This is a genomic window from Caballeronia sordidicola, assembly GCF_000729995.1.
GTDB classification, from domain to species: Bacteria; Pseudomonadota; Gammaproteobacteria; order Burkholderiales; family Burkholderiaceae; genus Caballeronia; species Caballeronia sordidicola_A.
This window is the reverse complement of record NZ_JNFG01000007.1, coordinates 17,866-33,652: the sequence shown is the minus strand read 5'-3', so window position 1 is coordinate 33,652 and position 15,787 is coordinate 17,866. Positions and strand designations below refer to the sequence as shown.

The 15,787-nt window shown below is 59.6% G+C and carries 15 protein-coding genes; 11 read left to right on the top strand and 4 right to left on the bottom strand.

Going from position 1 to position 15,787, the window contains the following annotated elements; all coding sequences use genetic code 11:
• Positions 1-369, bottom strand: a complete 369-nt coding sequence (locus FH08_RS53245) for a hypothetical protein (protein ID WP_051887862.1) — start codon at positions 367-369, stop codon at positions 1-3.
• Positions 370-650: 281 nt separating this feature from the next.
• Between FH08_RS53245 and FH08_RS0107160 the strand changes: the two genes are divergently transcribed.
• The 3 genes from FH08_RS0107160 to FH08_RS0107150 all read left to right on the top strand — a co-directional run bounded on the left by FH08_RS0107160 (position 651) and on the right by FH08_RS0107150 (position 4,357).
• A complete protein-coding gene (locus FH08_RS0107160; RefSeq protein WP_031357672.1) occupies positions 651-1,487 on the top strand; it encodes an NAD-dependent epimerase/dehydratase family protein in 837 nt (278 codons plus the stop codon).
• A gap of 57 nt (positions 1,488-1,544) precedes the next feature.
• Complete coding sequence (locus tag FH08_RS0107155) at positions 1,545-2,837, top strand: MFS transporter (protein WP_031357671.1); 1,293 nt, start codon at positions 1,545-1,547, stop codon at positions 2,835-2,837.
• 206 nt (positions 2,838-3,043) lie between these two features.
• On the top strand, positions 3,044-4,357 hold the full coding sequence (locus tag FH08_RS0107150; RefSeq protein ID WP_051887860.1) for an MFS transporter: 1,314 nt from the start codon (positions 3,044-3,046) through the stop codon (positions 4,355-4,357).
• On the opposite strand, the gene FH08_RS0107145 is transcribed toward FH08_RS0107150, so the two are convergent.
• A complete protein-coding gene (locus tag FH08_RS0107145; protein ID WP_031357669.1) occupies positions 4,351-5,289 on the bottom strand; it encodes a LysR family transcriptional regulator in 939 nt (312 codons plus the stop codon). The genes FH08_RS0107150 and FH08_RS0107145 overlap by 7 nt on opposite strands.
• Before the next feature lie 168 nt (positions 5,290-5,457).
• Here FH08_RS0107145 and FH08_RS0107140 point away from each other — a divergent pair, with 168 nt between their 5' ends.
• Genes FH08_RS0107140 through FH08_RS0107120 form a run of 5 tightly spaced genes read left to right on the top strand, consistent with a single transcriptional unit; the run spans position 5,458 to position 11,357 of the window.
• Positions 5,458-6,798 carry an MFS transporter gene (locus FH08_RS0107140; RefSeq protein ID WP_035565540.1) on the top strand — a complete coding sequence of 447 codons (1,341 nt, stop codon included), beginning with the start codon at positions 5,458-5,460 and terminating at the stop codon, positions 6,796-6,798.
• 48 nt (positions 6,799-6,846) lie between these two features.
• Positions 6,847-8,022 carry an L-rhamnonate dehydratase gene (locus tag FH08_RS0107135; protein ID WP_031357667.1) on the top strand — a complete coding sequence of 392 codons (1,176 nt, stop codon included), beginning with the start codon at positions 6,847-6,849 and terminating at the stop codon, positions 8,020-8,022.
• A 56-nt stretch (positions 8,023-8,078) separates the two neighbouring features.
• Positions 8,079-9,380, top strand: coding sequence for an MFS transporter (locus FH08_RS0107130; RefSeq protein ID WP_031357666.1), 1,302 nt, complete (start codon positions 8,079-8,081; stop codon positions 9,378-9,380).
• Positions 9,381-9,396: 16 nt separating this feature from the next.
• A complete protein-coding gene (locus FH08_RS0107125) occupies positions 9,397-10,398 on the top strand; it encodes a 4-hydroxythreonine-4-phosphate dehydrogenase PdxA (protein WP_031357665.1) in 1,002 nt (333 codons plus the stop codon).
• A gap of 5 nt (positions 10,399-10,403) precedes the next feature.
• Positions 10,404-11,357, top strand: coding sequence for an amidohydrolase family protein (locus FH08_RS0107120; protein WP_051887858.1), 954 nt, complete (start codon positions 10,404-10,406; stop codon positions 11,355-11,357).
• A 28-nt stretch (positions 11,358-11,385) separates the two neighbouring features.
• On the opposite strand, the gene FH08_RS0107115 is transcribed toward FH08_RS0107120, so the two are convergent.
• Positions 11,386-12,462: a substrate-binding domain-containing protein gene (locus tag FH08_RS0107115; protein WP_031357663.1), complete on the bottom strand. Its 1,077-nt coding sequence runs from the start codon at positions 12,460-12,462 to the stop codon at positions 11,386-11,388.
• A 134-nt stretch (positions 12,463-12,596) separates the two neighbouring features.
• Positions 12,597-12,806: a hypothetical protein gene (locus FH08_RS51685; protein WP_152602745.1), complete on the bottom strand. Its 210-nt coding sequence runs from the start codon at positions 12,804-12,806 to the stop codon at positions 12,597-12,599.
• 234 nt (positions 12,807-13,040) lie between these two features.
• Between FH08_RS51685 and FH08_RS0107105 the strand changes: the two genes are divergently transcribed.
• From FH08_RS0107105 to FH08_RS0107095, 3 genes are all read left to right on the top strand, one after another.
• A complete protein-coding gene (locus FH08_RS0107105) occupies positions 13,041-13,415 on the top strand; it encodes a RidA family protein (RefSeq protein WP_235210302.1) in 375 nt (124 codons plus the stop codon).
• A 144-nt stretch (positions 13,416-13,559) separates the two neighbouring features.
• A complete protein-coding gene (locus tag FH08_RS0107100) occupies positions 13,560-14,864 on the top strand; it encodes an MFS transporter (RefSeq protein ID WP_081889384.1) in 1,305 nt (434 codons plus the stop codon).
• A 128-nt stretch (positions 14,865-14,992) separates the two neighbouring features.
• Positions 14,993-15,643, top strand: a complete 651-nt coding sequence (locus FH08_RS0107095) for a flavin reductase family protein (RefSeq protein WP_051887856.1) — start codon at positions 14,993-14,995, stop codon at positions 15,641-15,643.
• Positions 15,644-15,787 lie beyond the last annotated feature (144 nt).

Sequence of the window (15,787 nt, the reverse complement as noted above, 5' to 3'; positions counted from 1 at the left end):
TTAGCTTGCCAGCTTCCTGAACGTATCCAGCACGCCGTCACCTTTGAATGGTTTGACTATCCAGCCCTCTGCGCCGGCGGCCTTGCCTCGCTCTTTTCGCTCGGTGATCGCTTCGTTTTTCTCGCGGTTCTTGTCGATGCGAAGTGTTTCAACAATCCCTTGCAGTTCGATGACCCCGGATATCAGTTGCGGCATCGGATAGAACCAGGCGCTATTTTCTGTCCGATGAATTGACGTGGCGCCTATTAAAGCGCTCCCGGTGCCTAGCCGCGTAAAGTTGAACACAAGGCCTGCCGCGCTCCCCACCCCGGCCAACGTATATCGAGTTGCGCCATTCACTTTCGTTGAACCCGTCGGTGGCGCTCGCATCTGCCTTCCCGCCGAGCCCAACCACGTTGTTCCAGTGGTCAAAATATCCTAATTGTTATAGGACGTCGTACAAATTGATACGCTAGCACATCATCTGAGAAGGTCATTTTGCCGTCAATGACGCACCCGGTCTACGGGTAAATGCCAAGTCGAAATCTATTTCCCGGAAACATATAGTACGTTATCGTACAACCACTGGAATGTCTACGCACTAAGCCCCAGTTCCGACCGCGTGACATTGCTCGCGCGGCTCAGGCGTTCGGGGCACCCAAAGGAAACTTATGAAGAAGATTGCCCTGAGTGGGGCCGGCGGTCAGCTTGGCTCGGTAGTACGGACCGCGCTGATCGCACGTGGCATTCCATTGCGCTCGGCTGGGGGTACCAAGCCGCTGGTCGCGTTAGTGGAGAGAGAGGATGTCATGCATGGCGACCTCCGTGACCCTGCCATCGTGGATCGCCTGCTTAACGGTGTCGACGTATTGATCCACTTCGCGGGCACGAGTGTGGAGCGCCCGCTCCCTGAAATCATCGACAACAACTTGCGGGCGTTAGTCGAGGTCTACGAAGGTGCGCGCAGGCAAGGCGTGCGGCGGGTGGTCTTCGCCAGCTCGAACCACGCGATCGGCATGTACCCGGTCACGGAACATCTTGAACTCGACTGCGCGCTGCGCCCGGATGGTTTCTACGGTCTGAGCAAGGTGTGGGGCGAGGCATTGGCAAGAATGTATTGGGACAAGCACGGCATCGAGAGCATTTGCGTACGCATTGGCAGTTGCCTCGAACGCCCGACCGAGCCCAGGCACCTGAGCACCTGGTTCGGGCATAGCGACCTGATGCATTTCCTTGACCGTTGTATCGAGGCCGAGAGCGTGGGTTTCATGACGGTCTGGGGCGTCTCCGCGAACACGCGCAGCTGGTGGGACAACTGCGGCGCCGAGCGCCTGGGTTATGAGCCGACACAAAACGCCGAGGACTACGCCGCGCAAGTGCTCGCAGGGCCGAACCCGCTCGATGCCCTCGGTCAGCGCTATCAGGGTGGCAGCTTCGTCGGCCTCGATTACTCGCGCGAAGACAGCGCGTCGGATGGATCAAGCGCTCCGGCAGCGCAGCCCATCTGACTGGCTGAAGATTGGAAGTACCAGGACTAAAAGCAAAAGCATTGAAAGGAGACAGCAATGAAAATCAAGGGCATTCGCTGGTGGATGGTGAGCCTGGTAGCGGCGGGTCTGATCATCAATTACCTCGCGCGCAACACGCTCTCGGTGGCGGCGCCAACACTGATGAAAGACCTGCATATCACGACCGCACAGTACTCGCATGTCGTGGTGGCATGGCAACTTTGCTATGCGTTCATGCAGCCGGTCGCGGGCTATGTGCTTGACACCGTCGGCACCAAAATTGGTTTTGCGGCCTTCGCGCTCGCCTGGTCCCTGGCCTGCGCGGCGGCGGCATGGTCGACGAACTGGCAAAGCCTTGCGTTCTTTCGCGGCGTGCTCGGCATTGCCGAGTCGGCCGGCATTCCCGCAGGCGTGAAGGCGACGAGCGAGTGGTTCCCGGCCAAGGAGCGTTCGGTGGCTATCGGCTGGTTCAACATTGGCTCGTCCATTGGCGCGCTGCTTGCACCCCCTCTGGTTGTATGGGCGTTGATGCACGGGCAATGGCAATGGGCGTTCCTGATCGTCGGCGTGCTCGGCGTGGCCTGGACCGCGCTGTGGATGCTGATGTACAAGCATCCGCGTAAGCAGAAGCTGCTGGGCGATGCTGAACGGGATTACATCCTCAGCGGGCAGGAGGCCAAGCACAGCGATGACAGCGCGCCCAAGAAACGCTGGTCCGAGATGCTGGGCAGCCGCAACTTCTGGGCGATCGGTATTCCGCGGATTTTGTCCGAGCCGGCCTGGCAGACTTTCAATGCGTGGATTCCGCTTTACATGATGACCGAGCGGCACATGAACCTGAAGGAAGTCGCGCTGTATGCATGGATGCCTTTTCTGGCGGCCGACATTGGTTGCGTGCTTGGCGGCTACCTCAGTCCGCTGTTCCATAAGTACGCCAAAGTTTCGCTGTTCACGTCGCGCAAGATGGTCTTCGTCGTCGGTGCGTTATGCATGATCGGGCCGGCGTGCGTCGGACTGGTGGCGAGTCCTTACGCGGCTGTTGCGCTTCTGTGCGTCGGCGGCTTCGCCCATCAGACGTTATCGGGCGCGCTGTACGCCATTACGTCGGACCTGTTCGGCAAGAACGAAGTCGCGACCGCTACGGGCATGGGCGGCATGGCGGGGTACCTCGGCGCTGCCGCTTTCACGGCGCTGTTCGGCGTATTGGTCACGCAGGTCGGCTACAGTCCGCTGTTTGTCGTACTGGCGGTGTTCGACATCGTCGCAGCGGGCGTGGTGTGCTGGCTGGCGAGAAGCGGCGAGCGCATACCGGAGCCGCGTCTGGTTGCAGCGGGGCCGGGGTTCAAGTAGGGCGAGGAATCAGGACCGGCGCCGCTTTGCATTTCATGACCGCGCCGACCTATAAGTAAAAGGAATCGCCACATCAGATATTTTCACTAGACGGATATCGCTCGATTGAACAGACTCTGTCTCCAATTGCTTCGGCTAATACGCGAAGCCTGAGTGCCTCACATAAGAAGCGCCCGAAGGCGCAACAGTGAAGGAAGAGGAGACAAATGTTCCATCGACCCAAAGTCAGCCGGTCAATCCTCGCGCTCATGTGCGCGATGTCGTTCATCATGTATCTGGATCGCGTGAATCTCTCGGCCGCTGCCGGCCTGATTCGCGATGACCTGCATCTCACCAACACCGACGTCGGCCTCGTCTTCGCCGCCTTCGCCTACACGTACGCGATCTGCCAGGTAATTGGCGGCTGGCTCAGCGATCGCTTCGGTGCGAAAACCACCCTGATCATCTGCGCGTCCATCTGGATCGTTGCGACTGTCGCCACCGGTTTCGCGGGCGGGGTCGTCACCTTGTTCTGCGCGCGGATGTTGCTGGGCGTCGGCGAGGGCGCAGCGCTGCCGGCGCAAGCACGTGCATTGACCAACTGGTTCCCGGCCGAGAAGCGCGGGTTCGTGCAAGGTCTTACGCACTCGTTCTCACGCCTCGGCAATGCCCTGACGCCGCCGCTGATCGCGCTGCTTGTGGCGTTCGCGTCATGGCGTGCGTCGTTCATCCTGGTTGGTGTGCTGACTGCGTTCTGGGTATGCGCCTATGCGTGGTATTTCACCGATAACCCGCGCAAGCATCGGCACATGACCGCAGAAGAAGCACTCGGCTTGCCGCCCGAAGGCAAGGTCGTGGTTGAAAAGACTCACGCGCCGGTTCCGTGGCGGCGGTTGCTCAAGCGCATCGGCCCGACCATGATTGTCTACTTCTGCTACGGCTGGACCGGCTGGTTGTTCTTCACATGGTTACCCACGTTTTTCATGCATGGCCGTGGCCTCGACCTGAAAAGCTCCGCGCTCTTTTCGGCCGGCGTATTCCTCTCGGGCGTGGTCGGCAATACGGCGGGCGGCGTGTTGAGCGACCGCATATTGAAACGCACGCGCAACGTGGTGGCGGCGCGGCGTAACGTCATCATTGGCGCGTTTCTTGGCGCACTCGTGTTCCTCACGCCCGTGCTGTTCGTCAAGTCGCTGCCGGTCATGGCTGCATCCATGAGCCTGTCGTTCTTCTTCCTGGAGATGACCATTGGACCCATCTGGGCGGTGCCGATGGACATTACGCCCAAGCATGTCGGCATTGCGAGCGGCCTGGTCAATGCGGGCTCGGCAATAGCAGGTATCTTCTCGCCGATCGTATTTGGCTTCGTCGTGGATCACACCGGGAGCTGGACCTTACCGTTCGCCGGTTCAGTCGGCCTGCTTGCGCTCGGCATTGTGATGACGTTCTTCATGCGCCCGGATATCGCGCTGGATCAGGGTGCGGATCAAAACGATGAAACCCGCCGCGGACTCGAGTTGGCGGACCGCCTTGGTCACTGAGCAAGCGTTCCTCCACCCCGGATCGCATCGATCACGAGTTGAGTCGCCGGCCTGATCCGGCGATTCTTTCGAAGAATCAGCCCATACGGTGCGAGCCTTCCACGCAACGGCGTTGGCAGTGAGGTCATGGTGTTCAATGCCACGTAGTATTGCGCGACCGAACTTGGCAACACCGCCAGCATGTCGGAGTCGCGCAAGAGCGAGAGCGTGGTGAGGATCGACGAGGTCTCGACAGTGCTGATAGGCGGTGCCACGCGCGACTCGCGAAAGGTCTGGTCGATGATCTGGCGCATCGGGCTCGGATGCGGTTGCACGATCCATGGGTACTGCGCCAGTTCCGCAAGCCTGGGCCGTGCCGTAGTCTTCGCGGCAGGATGATCCGGCCGGGCGACGATCGATAAAGCCTCTTCCGACAAGGTCTCGAAACTCAAGTCGAGCGCGGGAAAACCATCGGGAATCCGCCCGATCACAATATCGAGCTGATCTTGCTGCAAGGCCTGCACGAGCACGTCGCTGGTATCGATCTGCACGGAGATCTGCAGGCGCGGATGCGCCTCTTTCAGCGACACAATGGCTCCCGTAAGCAGTTCGGGCGCGGGTGCCATCACGGCGCCAATGCGCACCTTGCCGATATCGCCGGCTTCAATCGCGGCCAGTTCCTCACGCAGTTCATCGAGGTCTTCAAACACCACGCGCGCATAGCGCATCACCGCTTCGCCGAAGATGGTCGGCTCCATGCCGCGCGCGTGCCGCACGAACAGCGACACGCCAACGGTGTCCTCCAGCTCCTGCAGCGCCTTGGTCGCGGCGGGCTGGGTCATCGCGAGTTCGTCGGCGGCGCGACGCAGGGAGCCGAATTCCGAGAGCGCCACCATGAGTTGCAGGTGGCGCAGGCGCAAGCGCTTGCGGATGGTGGATGCGGGCGCGATCATGCGAGCGATAACTCCAGGGAATAGAGCGATGCGATTAATTCAATAGTCAGTTATCGCGTAGTTTCGCACACTACGGGTATCAAACGACACGCACAAAAACCCTCGGCGTAATGAGTCACGAACGACCCACGAACGAGCCGCGTGCAATAAAACTCAGGAGACAAATCAATGATCGCAACCCGCGATGCGGCGCTTGACAGCGCTATTGGCCGAGCACGTTCGCGGCTGCTGCCATTCCTCGTGCTGATGTACGTACTGGCCTTCATCGACCGTGCCAACGTGGGGTTCGCCAAGAGTGTCCTGCAGGCCGACACGGGCTTGAGCGACGCAGCATTCGCGTTCGGCGCGGGGGTCTTCTTCATCGGTTACGCGATCTTCGAGGTGCCCAGCAATCTCCTCATGTACCGTTTCGGCGCGCGCGTCTGGATGAGCCGCATCATGGTCACGTGGGGCATTGTCTCGGCATGCACGGCGCTTGCTCACGATGCAACGAGCTTCTACGCGCTGCGTGTCCTGCTCGGGATAGCCGAGGCGGGATTCTTCCCCGGCATCATCCTGTTTCTTTCAAACTGGTTTCCGGCCAAGACGCGCTCGCAAACCATGGGCGCGTTCTACTTCGGCTTTCCGCTTGCACTGTTGCTCGGCAGTCCGGTGTCAGGTCTTTTGCTCGATGCGTCGAATCCATTCGGGCTGCATCCGTGGCAATGGCTGTTCGTGGTCGAAGGCGTGGCGGCTTCGGTGGTCGGTGTGATCGCCTACTTCTACCTGACCGATCGCCCCGCCGATGCACGCTGGCTCAGCGACGTGCAACGCAATGCATTGTCCACCGCACTGCGTGACGAGGACGAACGCAAGCTCGCACACGGGCCCGCCTCGGTGCTCGCCGCCTTGCGCGATACCCGCGTGCTCTTCTTCAGCTTCATCTACTTCACGGTGCAGATCAGCGTCTATGGCGTGGTCTTCTATTTGCCAACGCGCATTGCCGGACTGACCGGCGGCCATGTGGGGACGAAGGTCGGCTTGATCACAGCCATTCCATGGATTGCAGCGATTGCCGGGACCTTCGTGGTCACCCGCATTGCTGACCGCGTGGGACATCATCGGACGTTTGCCGCCGCCATGCTCACGCTCGCGGCGTTAGGTATCGCGGCCTCGGCAATGACCGCTTCGCTCACGCTTGCCGTGATCGCGTTCTGCGTTGCCGCGATTGGCTTCGTCTCGGTGCAGCCGCTCTTCTGGACCTTGCCGACGGGCTACCTTGGCGGCGCTGCAGCCGCGGGCGGCATCGCGCTCATCAATTCGATCGGCAACCTGGGCGGCTTCGTTGCCCCAAATCTGAAAGGACTGGCTGAGCGCGTGGTCGGCTCACCGGAGGCGGGGATGTTCTCGCTTGCGGTCGTTGGGCTGATTGGCGCGGCCTTGTTGCTCACGTTCAAGTCTGCTTCGGCACAGTCCACCGGTTCAATCGATTCCGCCGCACCGCTTGGTAAAAAACGGCCGAGCCATTAAGTCAATTAAGTCAATCAAGTCATTCACTTCTTCGAGGAGAGTCAGACCATGAAAATCAAGCATATCCGCACGCGCGTCTTTGAGTGGAAAGGCAAGGTCGTGCCGCCGCAAGCGCATTTCTGCACCAACGCCGTGGACATTCTCTACGAGCGTGGCGACGCGATGGGTTCGTTCCGCTTTCACGGCTGGCTCGTGGTGGAAGTGGAGTGCGACGACGGTACCATCGGCATTGGCAACTGCGCGCTCGCGCCGCGCATTGCGAAGCAGATCGTCGATGAATATCTCGCCCCTATCGCCATTGGCGAAGACCCGTTCGACAACGAATACATCTGGCAGAAGATGTACCGTCGTACCCACGCGTGGGGCCGCAAGGGGATTGGCATGGCCGCGATCTCGGCCGTGGATATTGCGCTGTGGGACATCATGGGCAAAGCGGTAAACAAGCCGGTGTTCAAGCTGCTCGGTGGGCGTACGAAGGAGAAGATCTGGTGTTACGCGTCGAAGCTTTATAACAACGACGACCGCGATGTGTTCCTCGCCGAAGCGCAAGGTTATCTCGACCAAGGTTTCACCGCGATGAAGATGCGCTTCGGCTACGGTCCGAAGGACGGACCCAAGGGCATGGCGAAGAATCTGGAGCAAGTGCGGTTGCTACGTGAACTGGCCGGCGATGACATCGACATCATGGTCGAATGCTACATGGGCTGGACGCTCGAATACGCGCGCCGGATGTTGCCGCGCCTGGCCGAATTCAATCCTCGCTGGATCGAGGAACCGGTGATTGGCGACGACGTCGAGGGGTATCAGGAACTGAAGAAGATGAACATCATTCCTGTGTCCGGCGGCGAACACGAATTCACGAGCTATGGTTTCAAGGATCTGCTAGAACGCCGCGCGGTGGACGTGATCCAGTACGACACGAATCGCGTGGGCGGCATCACGGCCGCGCGCAAGATCAACGCGATGGCGGAAGCGTGGTCGGTGCCGGTGATCCCGCACGCAGGCCAGATGCATAACTATCACCTGACCATGTCGAGCACGGCGAGCCCCATGTCCGAGTTCTTCCCGGTGTTCGATGTTGAAGTAGGCAACGAATTGTTCTACTACATCTTCGAGGGCGAGCCGCAACCGGAGAACGGTTTCCTGCAGCTCTCCGACGAGACGCCGGGACTCGGCATTACCCTGAGCGACAAGTATCTCGACGACTTCAACATCATCGAGTGACGCCCGGGCCGGCTTGATCGCCTTGAACAACGTCACCATAAGAACCGGAGACAGCCATGCAAAGCCGTATCGAAGCGCGTGACCCGCCACGCGCTATGGCGCGGGTAGAGAAAGCGACCAGCGTGCGCTGGCGCATCTTCGGCGTGGTGTTTCTCATCACGCTGATCAACCTGGTGGACCGGATCTCGCTGTCCATCGCCATGCCGACTATCGCGAAGGAGTTTGCTCTGTCGCCGGCTATGCAAGGGCTGATCCTCTCCAGCTTCTTCTGGTCATATGCGCTGCTGCAGATTCCGGGCGGCTGGCTTATCGACCGCTTCGGGCCGCGTCGCGTGGTGGCGGCAGCCACCTTGCTGTGGGGTGTGTTCCAGACCCTGCTTGGGGTAGCGTCAGGCGGTCTCTCGATGCTGTTGCTGCGGGTCGGACTCGGCGCCGCTGAAGCGCCGCTCTTCCCGGCCGGCAGCAAGCTCAATGCATTGTGGCTCTCGCGTCATGAGCGGGCGCGTGGTGCGGTGCTGATGGACGCAGGATCGCCGCTGGGCGCAGCCATCGGCGGCCTCGCGATCTCGAACCTGATCCTCGTATTCGGCTCGTGGCGCATGGCGTTCATCGCGGCCGGGCTGGTGACGATCGGTTGCGGCTGGCTCGCGTGGCACTATCTCCGCGACGATCCGGCGAAGCATCCCGGCGTGAACGCCGCCGAACTGGAGCACATCAGCGGAGGTGCTGTTCCCCTGGCCAAGGTTGCGTTCAGCGCCGCCGATGAACTGCCGTTTCCGGTACGTTCTGCGGTGGCCATGTGCGTCGGACGGCTGAGCTGGGCGATGATCTTCTTCGGCCTGCTCACGTGGGGACCCAGCTATCTTGCGCAGGCGCGAGGACTGAGTCTTCAGCAGATCGGTACGTCGACGTTCTTCATCTTCCTGTCGGGCGCGCTGGGCTCGCTCTCGGGCGGTTTTCTCTGCGACGCGCTGTGTACCCGCGGCTTACCGCGTGGCAAAGTGGTGAAGGGCATGATCGCGCTGTCGGGTCTGACGACGCTCGGCGTGCTTGCTGCATTGCCTTCGATCTCGTCGGCACTGGAGGCCGTTGTGGTGCTGTGCGCGGCCGCGTTTTTCCTGATGTGGGGTAGTCTCTACTGGAGCCTGCCCTCGCTGCTCGCTAGTCCCCGGCGGGTTGGCCTGCTGGGCGCGTTGATGAATTGCGCCGGGAGTGTAGGCGGTATTTCGATTCCACTGATCACGGGTTTCATCCTGCAGCGAACGGGTTCGTTCGATATCGTCCTGCAGTTCTACAGCGCCTGTGCGCTGGTTTATATCATCGGCTCGATCGCTATCGATCTGCGCCGCACTCACTGAACATAGGGTGAAACGCATGACACCTCGTATTGCAGTATTGCTTGGCGACCCTGCTGGAATCGGCCCTGAACTCATTGCGCGTTTGCTCGCCAAACCCGAGAACCGGGCGCGCGCTGACCTGCTTATTTTGGGCGATCGGCGTGAGCTTGAGACCGGCATGGAGATCGCGGGGCAGCGCTTCGACTACACCGTCGTGGACAACGAACAAGCCGCATCGACGGGGACGGGTACGCCGTCGCTGATCGACTTCCGTCTGACCGACGACGCTCCGTATGAACGCGCCGTTTCGACCGAGCGGGGCGGGCGCTACAGCCTCGAAGCGTTCAAGCAGGCACTGGCCCTGACGAAGGCGAATCGCACGCAGGGCATGCTGTTTGCGCCGGTCAACAAGACCTCGCTGCACATGGCGGGCATGCAGACTGGTGACGAGATGGAATGGTTCGCGCAGCAGCTTGGCTACACCGGCGCGTTCTGTGAGTTCAACGTGCTCGACGAACTGTGGACCTCCCGCGTGACCTCGCACATCGCGCTGAAGGACGTAAGCGCGAAGCTTTCGGCTGAGCGGATCATCAACGCGGTGCGGCTGATTCACGATGGTCTCAAGCGTGCGGGCAATCCGGCGCCGCGCATTGCGGTGTGTGGTTTCAATCCGCATAACGGCGACAACGGCGCGTTCGGCCGCGAGGAAATCGACGTGATCGCGCCGGCCGTAGATGAAGCGCGCAAGCTCGGGTTTGACGCTCAGGGACCGTTCCCGGCCGACACCATCTTTGTGCGTGCCCGGGACCAGAAAGCATTCGACGGCGTTGTCACCATGTACCACGACCAAGGCCAGATCGCGATGAAGCTGATGGGCTTCTGGCGCGGCGTCACGGTGCACGGAGGATTGCCGGTGCCGATCGCGACCCCGGCGCACGGCACGGCGTTCGATATCCACGGCAAGGGCCGCGCGGACGCAGGTGCGACGCAGAAGGCATTCGACATCGTCACGCAGATGGCGCTTGCCCGCATGGGCTGACGACGATGCCCACGCCCATTGATGCGATGCGCGAGCGCTTCTTGCAAAGCGGCGACAACGCCGACGTGCCGATAGTCGACGCGCATCATCATTTCTGGGACCTGCAGCGAAACTATCATCCGTGGCTACGCGATCTCCCGCGGATTCCGTTTCGCTACGGCGACTACGTAGCGATTTGCCGGGACTTCTTGCCTGAGGATTATTTTGCGCTGGCCGCGCCGCATCGCGTCGTGAAGACGGTCATGATGGAAGGCGAGTGGGACCCGAGCGATCCGCTTGGCGAAGCGCGCTGGGCAACCACGCTGAACGCGCGCTGTGGTTTTCCAAATGCGATGGCGGGGCAGGTCTGGCTCGACCGCGATGACGTGGCTCACGTGCTTCGCGAGTACCAGTCGACGCCAATCGTGCGCAGCGTGCGGCACAAGCCCACGGCGGTGCCGCGCAGCGACCATACGGCAACGTTTGCCGCGCCTGGGTCGATGCGTTGCGACCGATGGCGTGCGGGGTATGCATTGCTTGAGGCCAGCGGCCTCATGTTCGAACTTCAGACGCCATGGTGGCACTTCATTGAAGCCGTGGAACTCGCGCGGGATTTCCCTGGCGTGACGATCATCGTGAACCATACGGGGTTGCCTGCCGACCGGAGCGTCGAAGGCTTGCAAGCGTGGCGGACCGCGCTTGCACAGCTTGCTGCGTGCACGAACGTCAGGCTCAAGATATCCGGAATCGGCGAGCGAGGCGTGCAGTGGAGTGTCGAACGTAATCGTCCGATAGTGCGGGACGCGATTGAAATCTTCGGCGTCGAACGATGTATGTTCGCAAGCAACTTCCCCGTGGACAGCGTGGTGGTGAAGTTGCATACGCTATTCGACGGCTTCAAATCTATAGTCGCAGACTTGAAGCCGCTCCAGCGCCTGGCTCTGTTTCACGACAATGCTGTCGCGCTATACAGGTTATGACGGTCTGAAGACCGCTAGCTGGCGCGCCTTAAGCTCGGAGAGCGCGTGATCGCTTGGGCGGGCTTGGCTTGCTCTCTGCGGGACTCGAACCCTGGACACGATGAGGGCCGTCGGAAGCGCGAATGATCAACTCCGGCGCCCAAACCTCCTGAAGATCCTTGGGTGGCCGGCCCGCCAGTCGCTCAAGCAACATTTCCGCCATTCGCTTACCAGCGCGGTGCGTCTCAGCCGAAAAGGTTGTCAGCGAAGGTTGTATATAGCGCCCGATTGGATGATTGTCTCCTCCAATCACACCGACATCACGGCCCGCCACTCTGCCAGTTTCCGCAATCCCGCGCATCACGCCCAGTGCGATCAAGTCGTGGCCACACACAATGGCTGTGGGAGGGTCCGGGAGTTCAAGCAACCGACGGGCAGCGTCTGCTCCGCCTTCCTCGGATATTGCAGCTTCGACACAGAGCGCCTTATCGTATTTGATCCCTGCCGCGCGCAATGCTTCCGCATAGCCCACGTGCTCGTGGTGGCTGAACATCAGGTACTCAGGTGCATGGACAAGGGCGATGCGACGATGACCCAGTGCGATAAATCGTGCACAACCGGAGCGCCCCACAACCTGATGATCGATATCGACATAGGCGTAATCGTCGGACGTGTCGCTTCTGCCGAAAGCGACAAACGGAATGTCGCGCTCGAGAAGGTAGGCAATGCGTTCGTCTTGCCGGCGTGTGCGTCCGAAGAGCAGCGCATCAACGCGTTGGCGTTCTATGAGGCGCTTGAATACGTCAATTTCCGCTTCCACGCTTCTGGCGGAAGCGACGATCACCTGATAGCCGCTGCTATCCATCGCATCATTCACGCCCATCAACATATCCAGAAAGAATGGGTGAGCGAATGACGTTTGCGGAGGCGACACGACGAACGCGATAGTGTCGGCCGATTGCCGGCGCAAGCGGCTCGCAGATGGATCCGGAGAAAAGCCGTGCAACTCGGCGGCTTCCAGCACGCGCTTACGGGTAGCCGGGCTTACGTCGTCCCGGTCGTTCAGAGCCTTCGACACAGTGCTGATAGAAAGCTTGAGCGTAGCCGCAAATTCCTGAATGTTCATTCCGATTTTCTCTAATTTCTCTAACTCAGCTGTGAGCAGGGCATCGAAAACGATTTTCGACATTCTACGCGATAGCCCAGGCGCATCAAGAACCCTAAAGTCGGACATGACAGAGAACGATTTCGGTCCCCGCTCTACGGTTCGGCGGCACGGGCTATTCTCGCGTCAGTGTTTACCCCTTGATTGAATTCAACCAAAACTACCAGAAGAAGCGGCGGTTCACGGCCCAGACGCTTGCGCGGCGCGGCTATCAGGGAGATTTCGCGCATGGAAATCCACAAAAAACGATTTCGATAATTATTTTGCGGCGCTTGAATTTTAAAAATTGTGCTGCTATCTTTCAATCGAAATCGTTTTCGAAAACACCGATTAAGGCAGTTCCACTGGTGAGAGCGTGAGTTGCTGAGGGGGGCATGGAGGGCCAATTTGCAGGCCGCGGTCTCACGCCGTTGAATCCGCGGCTCGGCTGCGCGCATGTGACGCTCACCATAGCTGCCGCTCAAGGCTCACCTTTCGGCACGTAAAGTGCAACTATTCAGTATGACTATTTAATGGTGAGCGTTTTGATAGAACATATCTTGACTGAGAAAGCGCCTTTGCCGCGGGGGCACTACGCACAGGCAACCAAGGCAAACGGCTTTGTATTTGTTTCGGGTCAGCTACCCCTGACAACCGACGTCAATGCCGCGCTGGCGGAAGGACTCGAAGCGCAGGTTCATCAGGCGCTTACGAACGTACGAGAAGTGCTTTTGGCGGCAGGAACCGATGTTGAAAGGCTCTTAAGCGTGCAGATATACGTGTCCGACATCGAAATCTGGCCACGCGTGAACAAGCTTTACCAAGAGTTCATTGGAAACCCGGCGCCCGCTCGAACGGTGGTGCAGTGCGGGCAACTGCACTATGGAGCGTGCATAGAGATTAGCGCGATCGCCCTTTGCGACGACGCTCTCTGACCGAGGAAAAATAGATCAGATCAAAGCAGCGTCGAGTCGACAAGCAGGTTCATTGAGGTTGCGCGGTCCCCAGGATGTTGCTGTTGGAAACGGCTCTGCGAATGCGGACTGTTCCATCCAAGGTATTCCACAGAGGAGATTGAAATGCAGATGTTTGATTGGTATCGAGCGGCCGCGCCAGCAGAACGGCGGACGTTCTGGGGATGCTTTAGCGGTTGGACGCTGGATAGTTTTGACAATCAGGTTTTGGCCTTTCTTTTGCCCACCCTGATGGCGGCCTGGCATTTTTCCAGGACCGAAGCGGGTCTGATTGCAACTTCGTCTTTGCTTGCCGCCGCAATTGGAGGATGGGTGTCGGGAATTCTAAGCGATCGGCACGGACGCGTACGCGTCTTGACCGGCTCAATCATCTGGTTCACAGCATTCAGCATCATTGCCGGGTTCACAGGCTCATATCACCAACTGCTGGTCGTGCGCGCTTTGCAGGGGTTGGGGTTCGGCGCAGAGTGGGCCGTCGGGGCCGCGCTGATGGCGGAGGTCATCAACCCGGCCCATCGGGGGAAAGCACTCGGCCTGGTTCAGAGTGGGTTCTCTGTTGGTTGGGCACTCGCCGCTGTAGTCACGGGTGTTCTTCTAGCGTATCTCCCTCCATCGATTGCGTGGAGGTCCGCCTTTTGGGTCGGCGTTATTCCTGCGCTTGTCGTGCTGCTGATCCGGCGATATATTCCCGAGCCGGAAATCTTCCGCGAAATGAAGAAGGCGACAGGCGGCGCGATCGTGGCGACGTGGCGCTCATCATTTCGCAGAGATGTCCGGCGTTCGAGTCTTCTCGCCGCGCTTCTAGTGACCGGGCTGCAAGCAAGCAGCTATGCCATCATGATCTGGCTACCTACGATGCTGGTTCAGGTTCGCCACTTGCCGGTGTCGACGGTTGCCGTGATGGCGACCCTGATGAGTGCCGGCTCGTTCATCGGGCAAGTGAGCTTCGCGTACGTCAACGACTCACTGGGTCGTCGATTCACCGCGACAGCGTTTTGTCTCTGCGCCGTGCTGCTGACGGGTTGTTACCTGTTCATTCCAATGGACGCGTGGATATTGGCAGCGTTGGGGCTTCCAGTTGGGATGTGCATGAATGGCGCATTTGCCGGCATTGGACCCATGTTGTCGGAGCTGTTCCCAACTCAGATTCGAACTACCTGCATGGGATTCTCGTACAACGTCGGCAAGTCGATTGGAGCGCTGAGCGTCGCCTTGGTTGGCGCTGTTGCTGAGCATCTGGGCCTTGTGGGCTCGATCGCGCTGTTCTGCTCCATTGGCTATTTGTGTGCGTTCGTTGCCTTGGCATTCTTGCCGGAGACGCGCGGTCGGGATCTCACGAGTATTGCCCCCAGCGAAGATCCCTATGATCAGGTGAGTTTGTTAGACCAGGCAAGTCCAATTCGGAGATAGCACCCTGTGCAGTAGGCCTTGGGCCACGGACTTCATGTATTAGTTCGTTAAGCTAAATGATTGTGAAGCAATGTTTCTGCTTTTTCCAACAACATGGGCGCGAGGTTTTGTTGATATTGGAGATGCACATGAGTAGTGAATTGGGAGTCGACGTACTCGATTCCGGGCCGGCTGTCGATTTTTACGATCCCGCCGTGGGCCACAGCCTGCCGCACGATCCGTTCAAGGCGATCGTCGCGCCGCGCCTGATAGGCTGGGTATCGACGTGCTCGTCGAGCGGTCAGTTGAATCTCGCACCATACAGCTTCTTCAGCGCGTTCGCGGCGTTCCCGCCGATCATCGGTTTTTGCAGTGAAGGCCGCAAAGACAGCCTTCGCAATATCGAGGAAACGCGCGAATTCGTCTGGAGTCTCGCGACCCGTCCGCTTGCCGAACAGATGAACCTTACGTCGGCGCCCGTCGCGCCGGATGTCGACGAGTTTCAACTAACGGGCCTGACGCCGGTCGCAGGGCGCAACGTGTCGGTGCCGCATGTGGGTGAATCGCCGGCTGCGCTCGAATGCAAGCTGCTGGAGATCGTGCATCTGCACGATCTGAATGGCAAGCCGACGGACAACTGGCTCGTGCTTGGTCAAGTGGTCGGCGTGCACATCCAGAAGGCGTATCTGAAGGACGGTCTCTTCGACACGCGCGCTGCGCAGCCGATCATGCGCGCGGGTTATCGCGGCGACTACGCGCAGATCGGCGAGATATTTGAAATGATTCGTCCGGCATCCTGAACCTCGGGAACTGTTAGCCGGTTTCGTCAAACCTTCAATCATTCGAAAATTACCGAAAACGTTTTAGATATCGTACGTCTGTGTTTGACACAGATCGCCAAACATGCAAACATTATCGAACGAAATCGTTTTCGTAAAAATGAG

Coding starts and splice junctions, on each gene's coding strand:
- FH08_RS0107145 (WP_031357669.1), bottom strand. CDS start 5,289: ATGATCGCGCCCGCATCCACCATCCGCAAGCGCTTGCGCCTGCGCCAC.
- FH08_RS0107120 (WP_051887858.1), top strand. CDS start 10,404: ATGCCCACGCCCATTGATGCGATGCGCGAGCGCTTCTTGCAAAGCGGC.
- FH08_RS0107155 (WP_031357671.1), top strand. CDS start 1,545: ATGAAAATCAAGGGCATTCGCTGGTGGATGGTGAGCCTGGTAGCGGCG.
- FH08_RS0107160 (WP_031357672.1), top strand. CDS start 651: ATGAAGAAGATTGCCCTGAGTGGGGCCGGCGGTCAGCTTGGCTCGGTA.
- FH08_RS0107100 (WP_081889384.1), top strand. CDS start 13,560: ATGCAGATGTTTGATTGGTATCGAGCGGCCGCGCCAGCAGAACGGCGG.
- FH08_RS0107150 (WP_051887860.1), top strand. CDS start 3,044: ATGTTCCATCGACCCAAAGTCAGCCGGTCAATCCTCGCGCTCATGTGC.
- FH08_RS0107135 (WP_031357667.1), top strand. CDS start 6,847: ATGAAAATCAAGCATATCCGCACGCGCGTCTTTGAGTGGAAAGGCAAG.
- FH08_RS0107125 (WP_031357665.1), top strand. CDS start 9,397: ATGACACCTCGTATTGCAGTATTGCTTGGCGACCCTGCTGGAATCGGC.
- FH08_RS0107140 (WP_035565540.1), top strand. CDS start 5,458: ATGATCGCAACCCGCGATGCGGCGCTTGACAGCGCTATTGGCCGAGCA.
- FH08_RS0107115 (WP_031357663.1), bottom strand. CDS start 12,462: ATGAACATTCAGGAATTTGCGGCTACGCTCAAGCTTTCTATCAGCACT.
- FH08_RS0107130 (WP_031357666.1), top strand. CDS start 8,079: ATGCAAAGCCGTATCGAAGCGCGTGACCCGCCACGCGCTATGGCGCGG.
- FH08_RS0107095 (WP_051887856.1), top strand. CDS start 14,993: ATGAGTAGTGAATTGGGAGTCGACGTACTCGATTCCGGGCCGGCTGTC.
- FH08_RS53245 (WP_051887862.1), bottom strand. CDS start 369: ATGCGAGCGCCACCGACGGGTTCAACGAAAGTGAATGGCGCAACTCGA.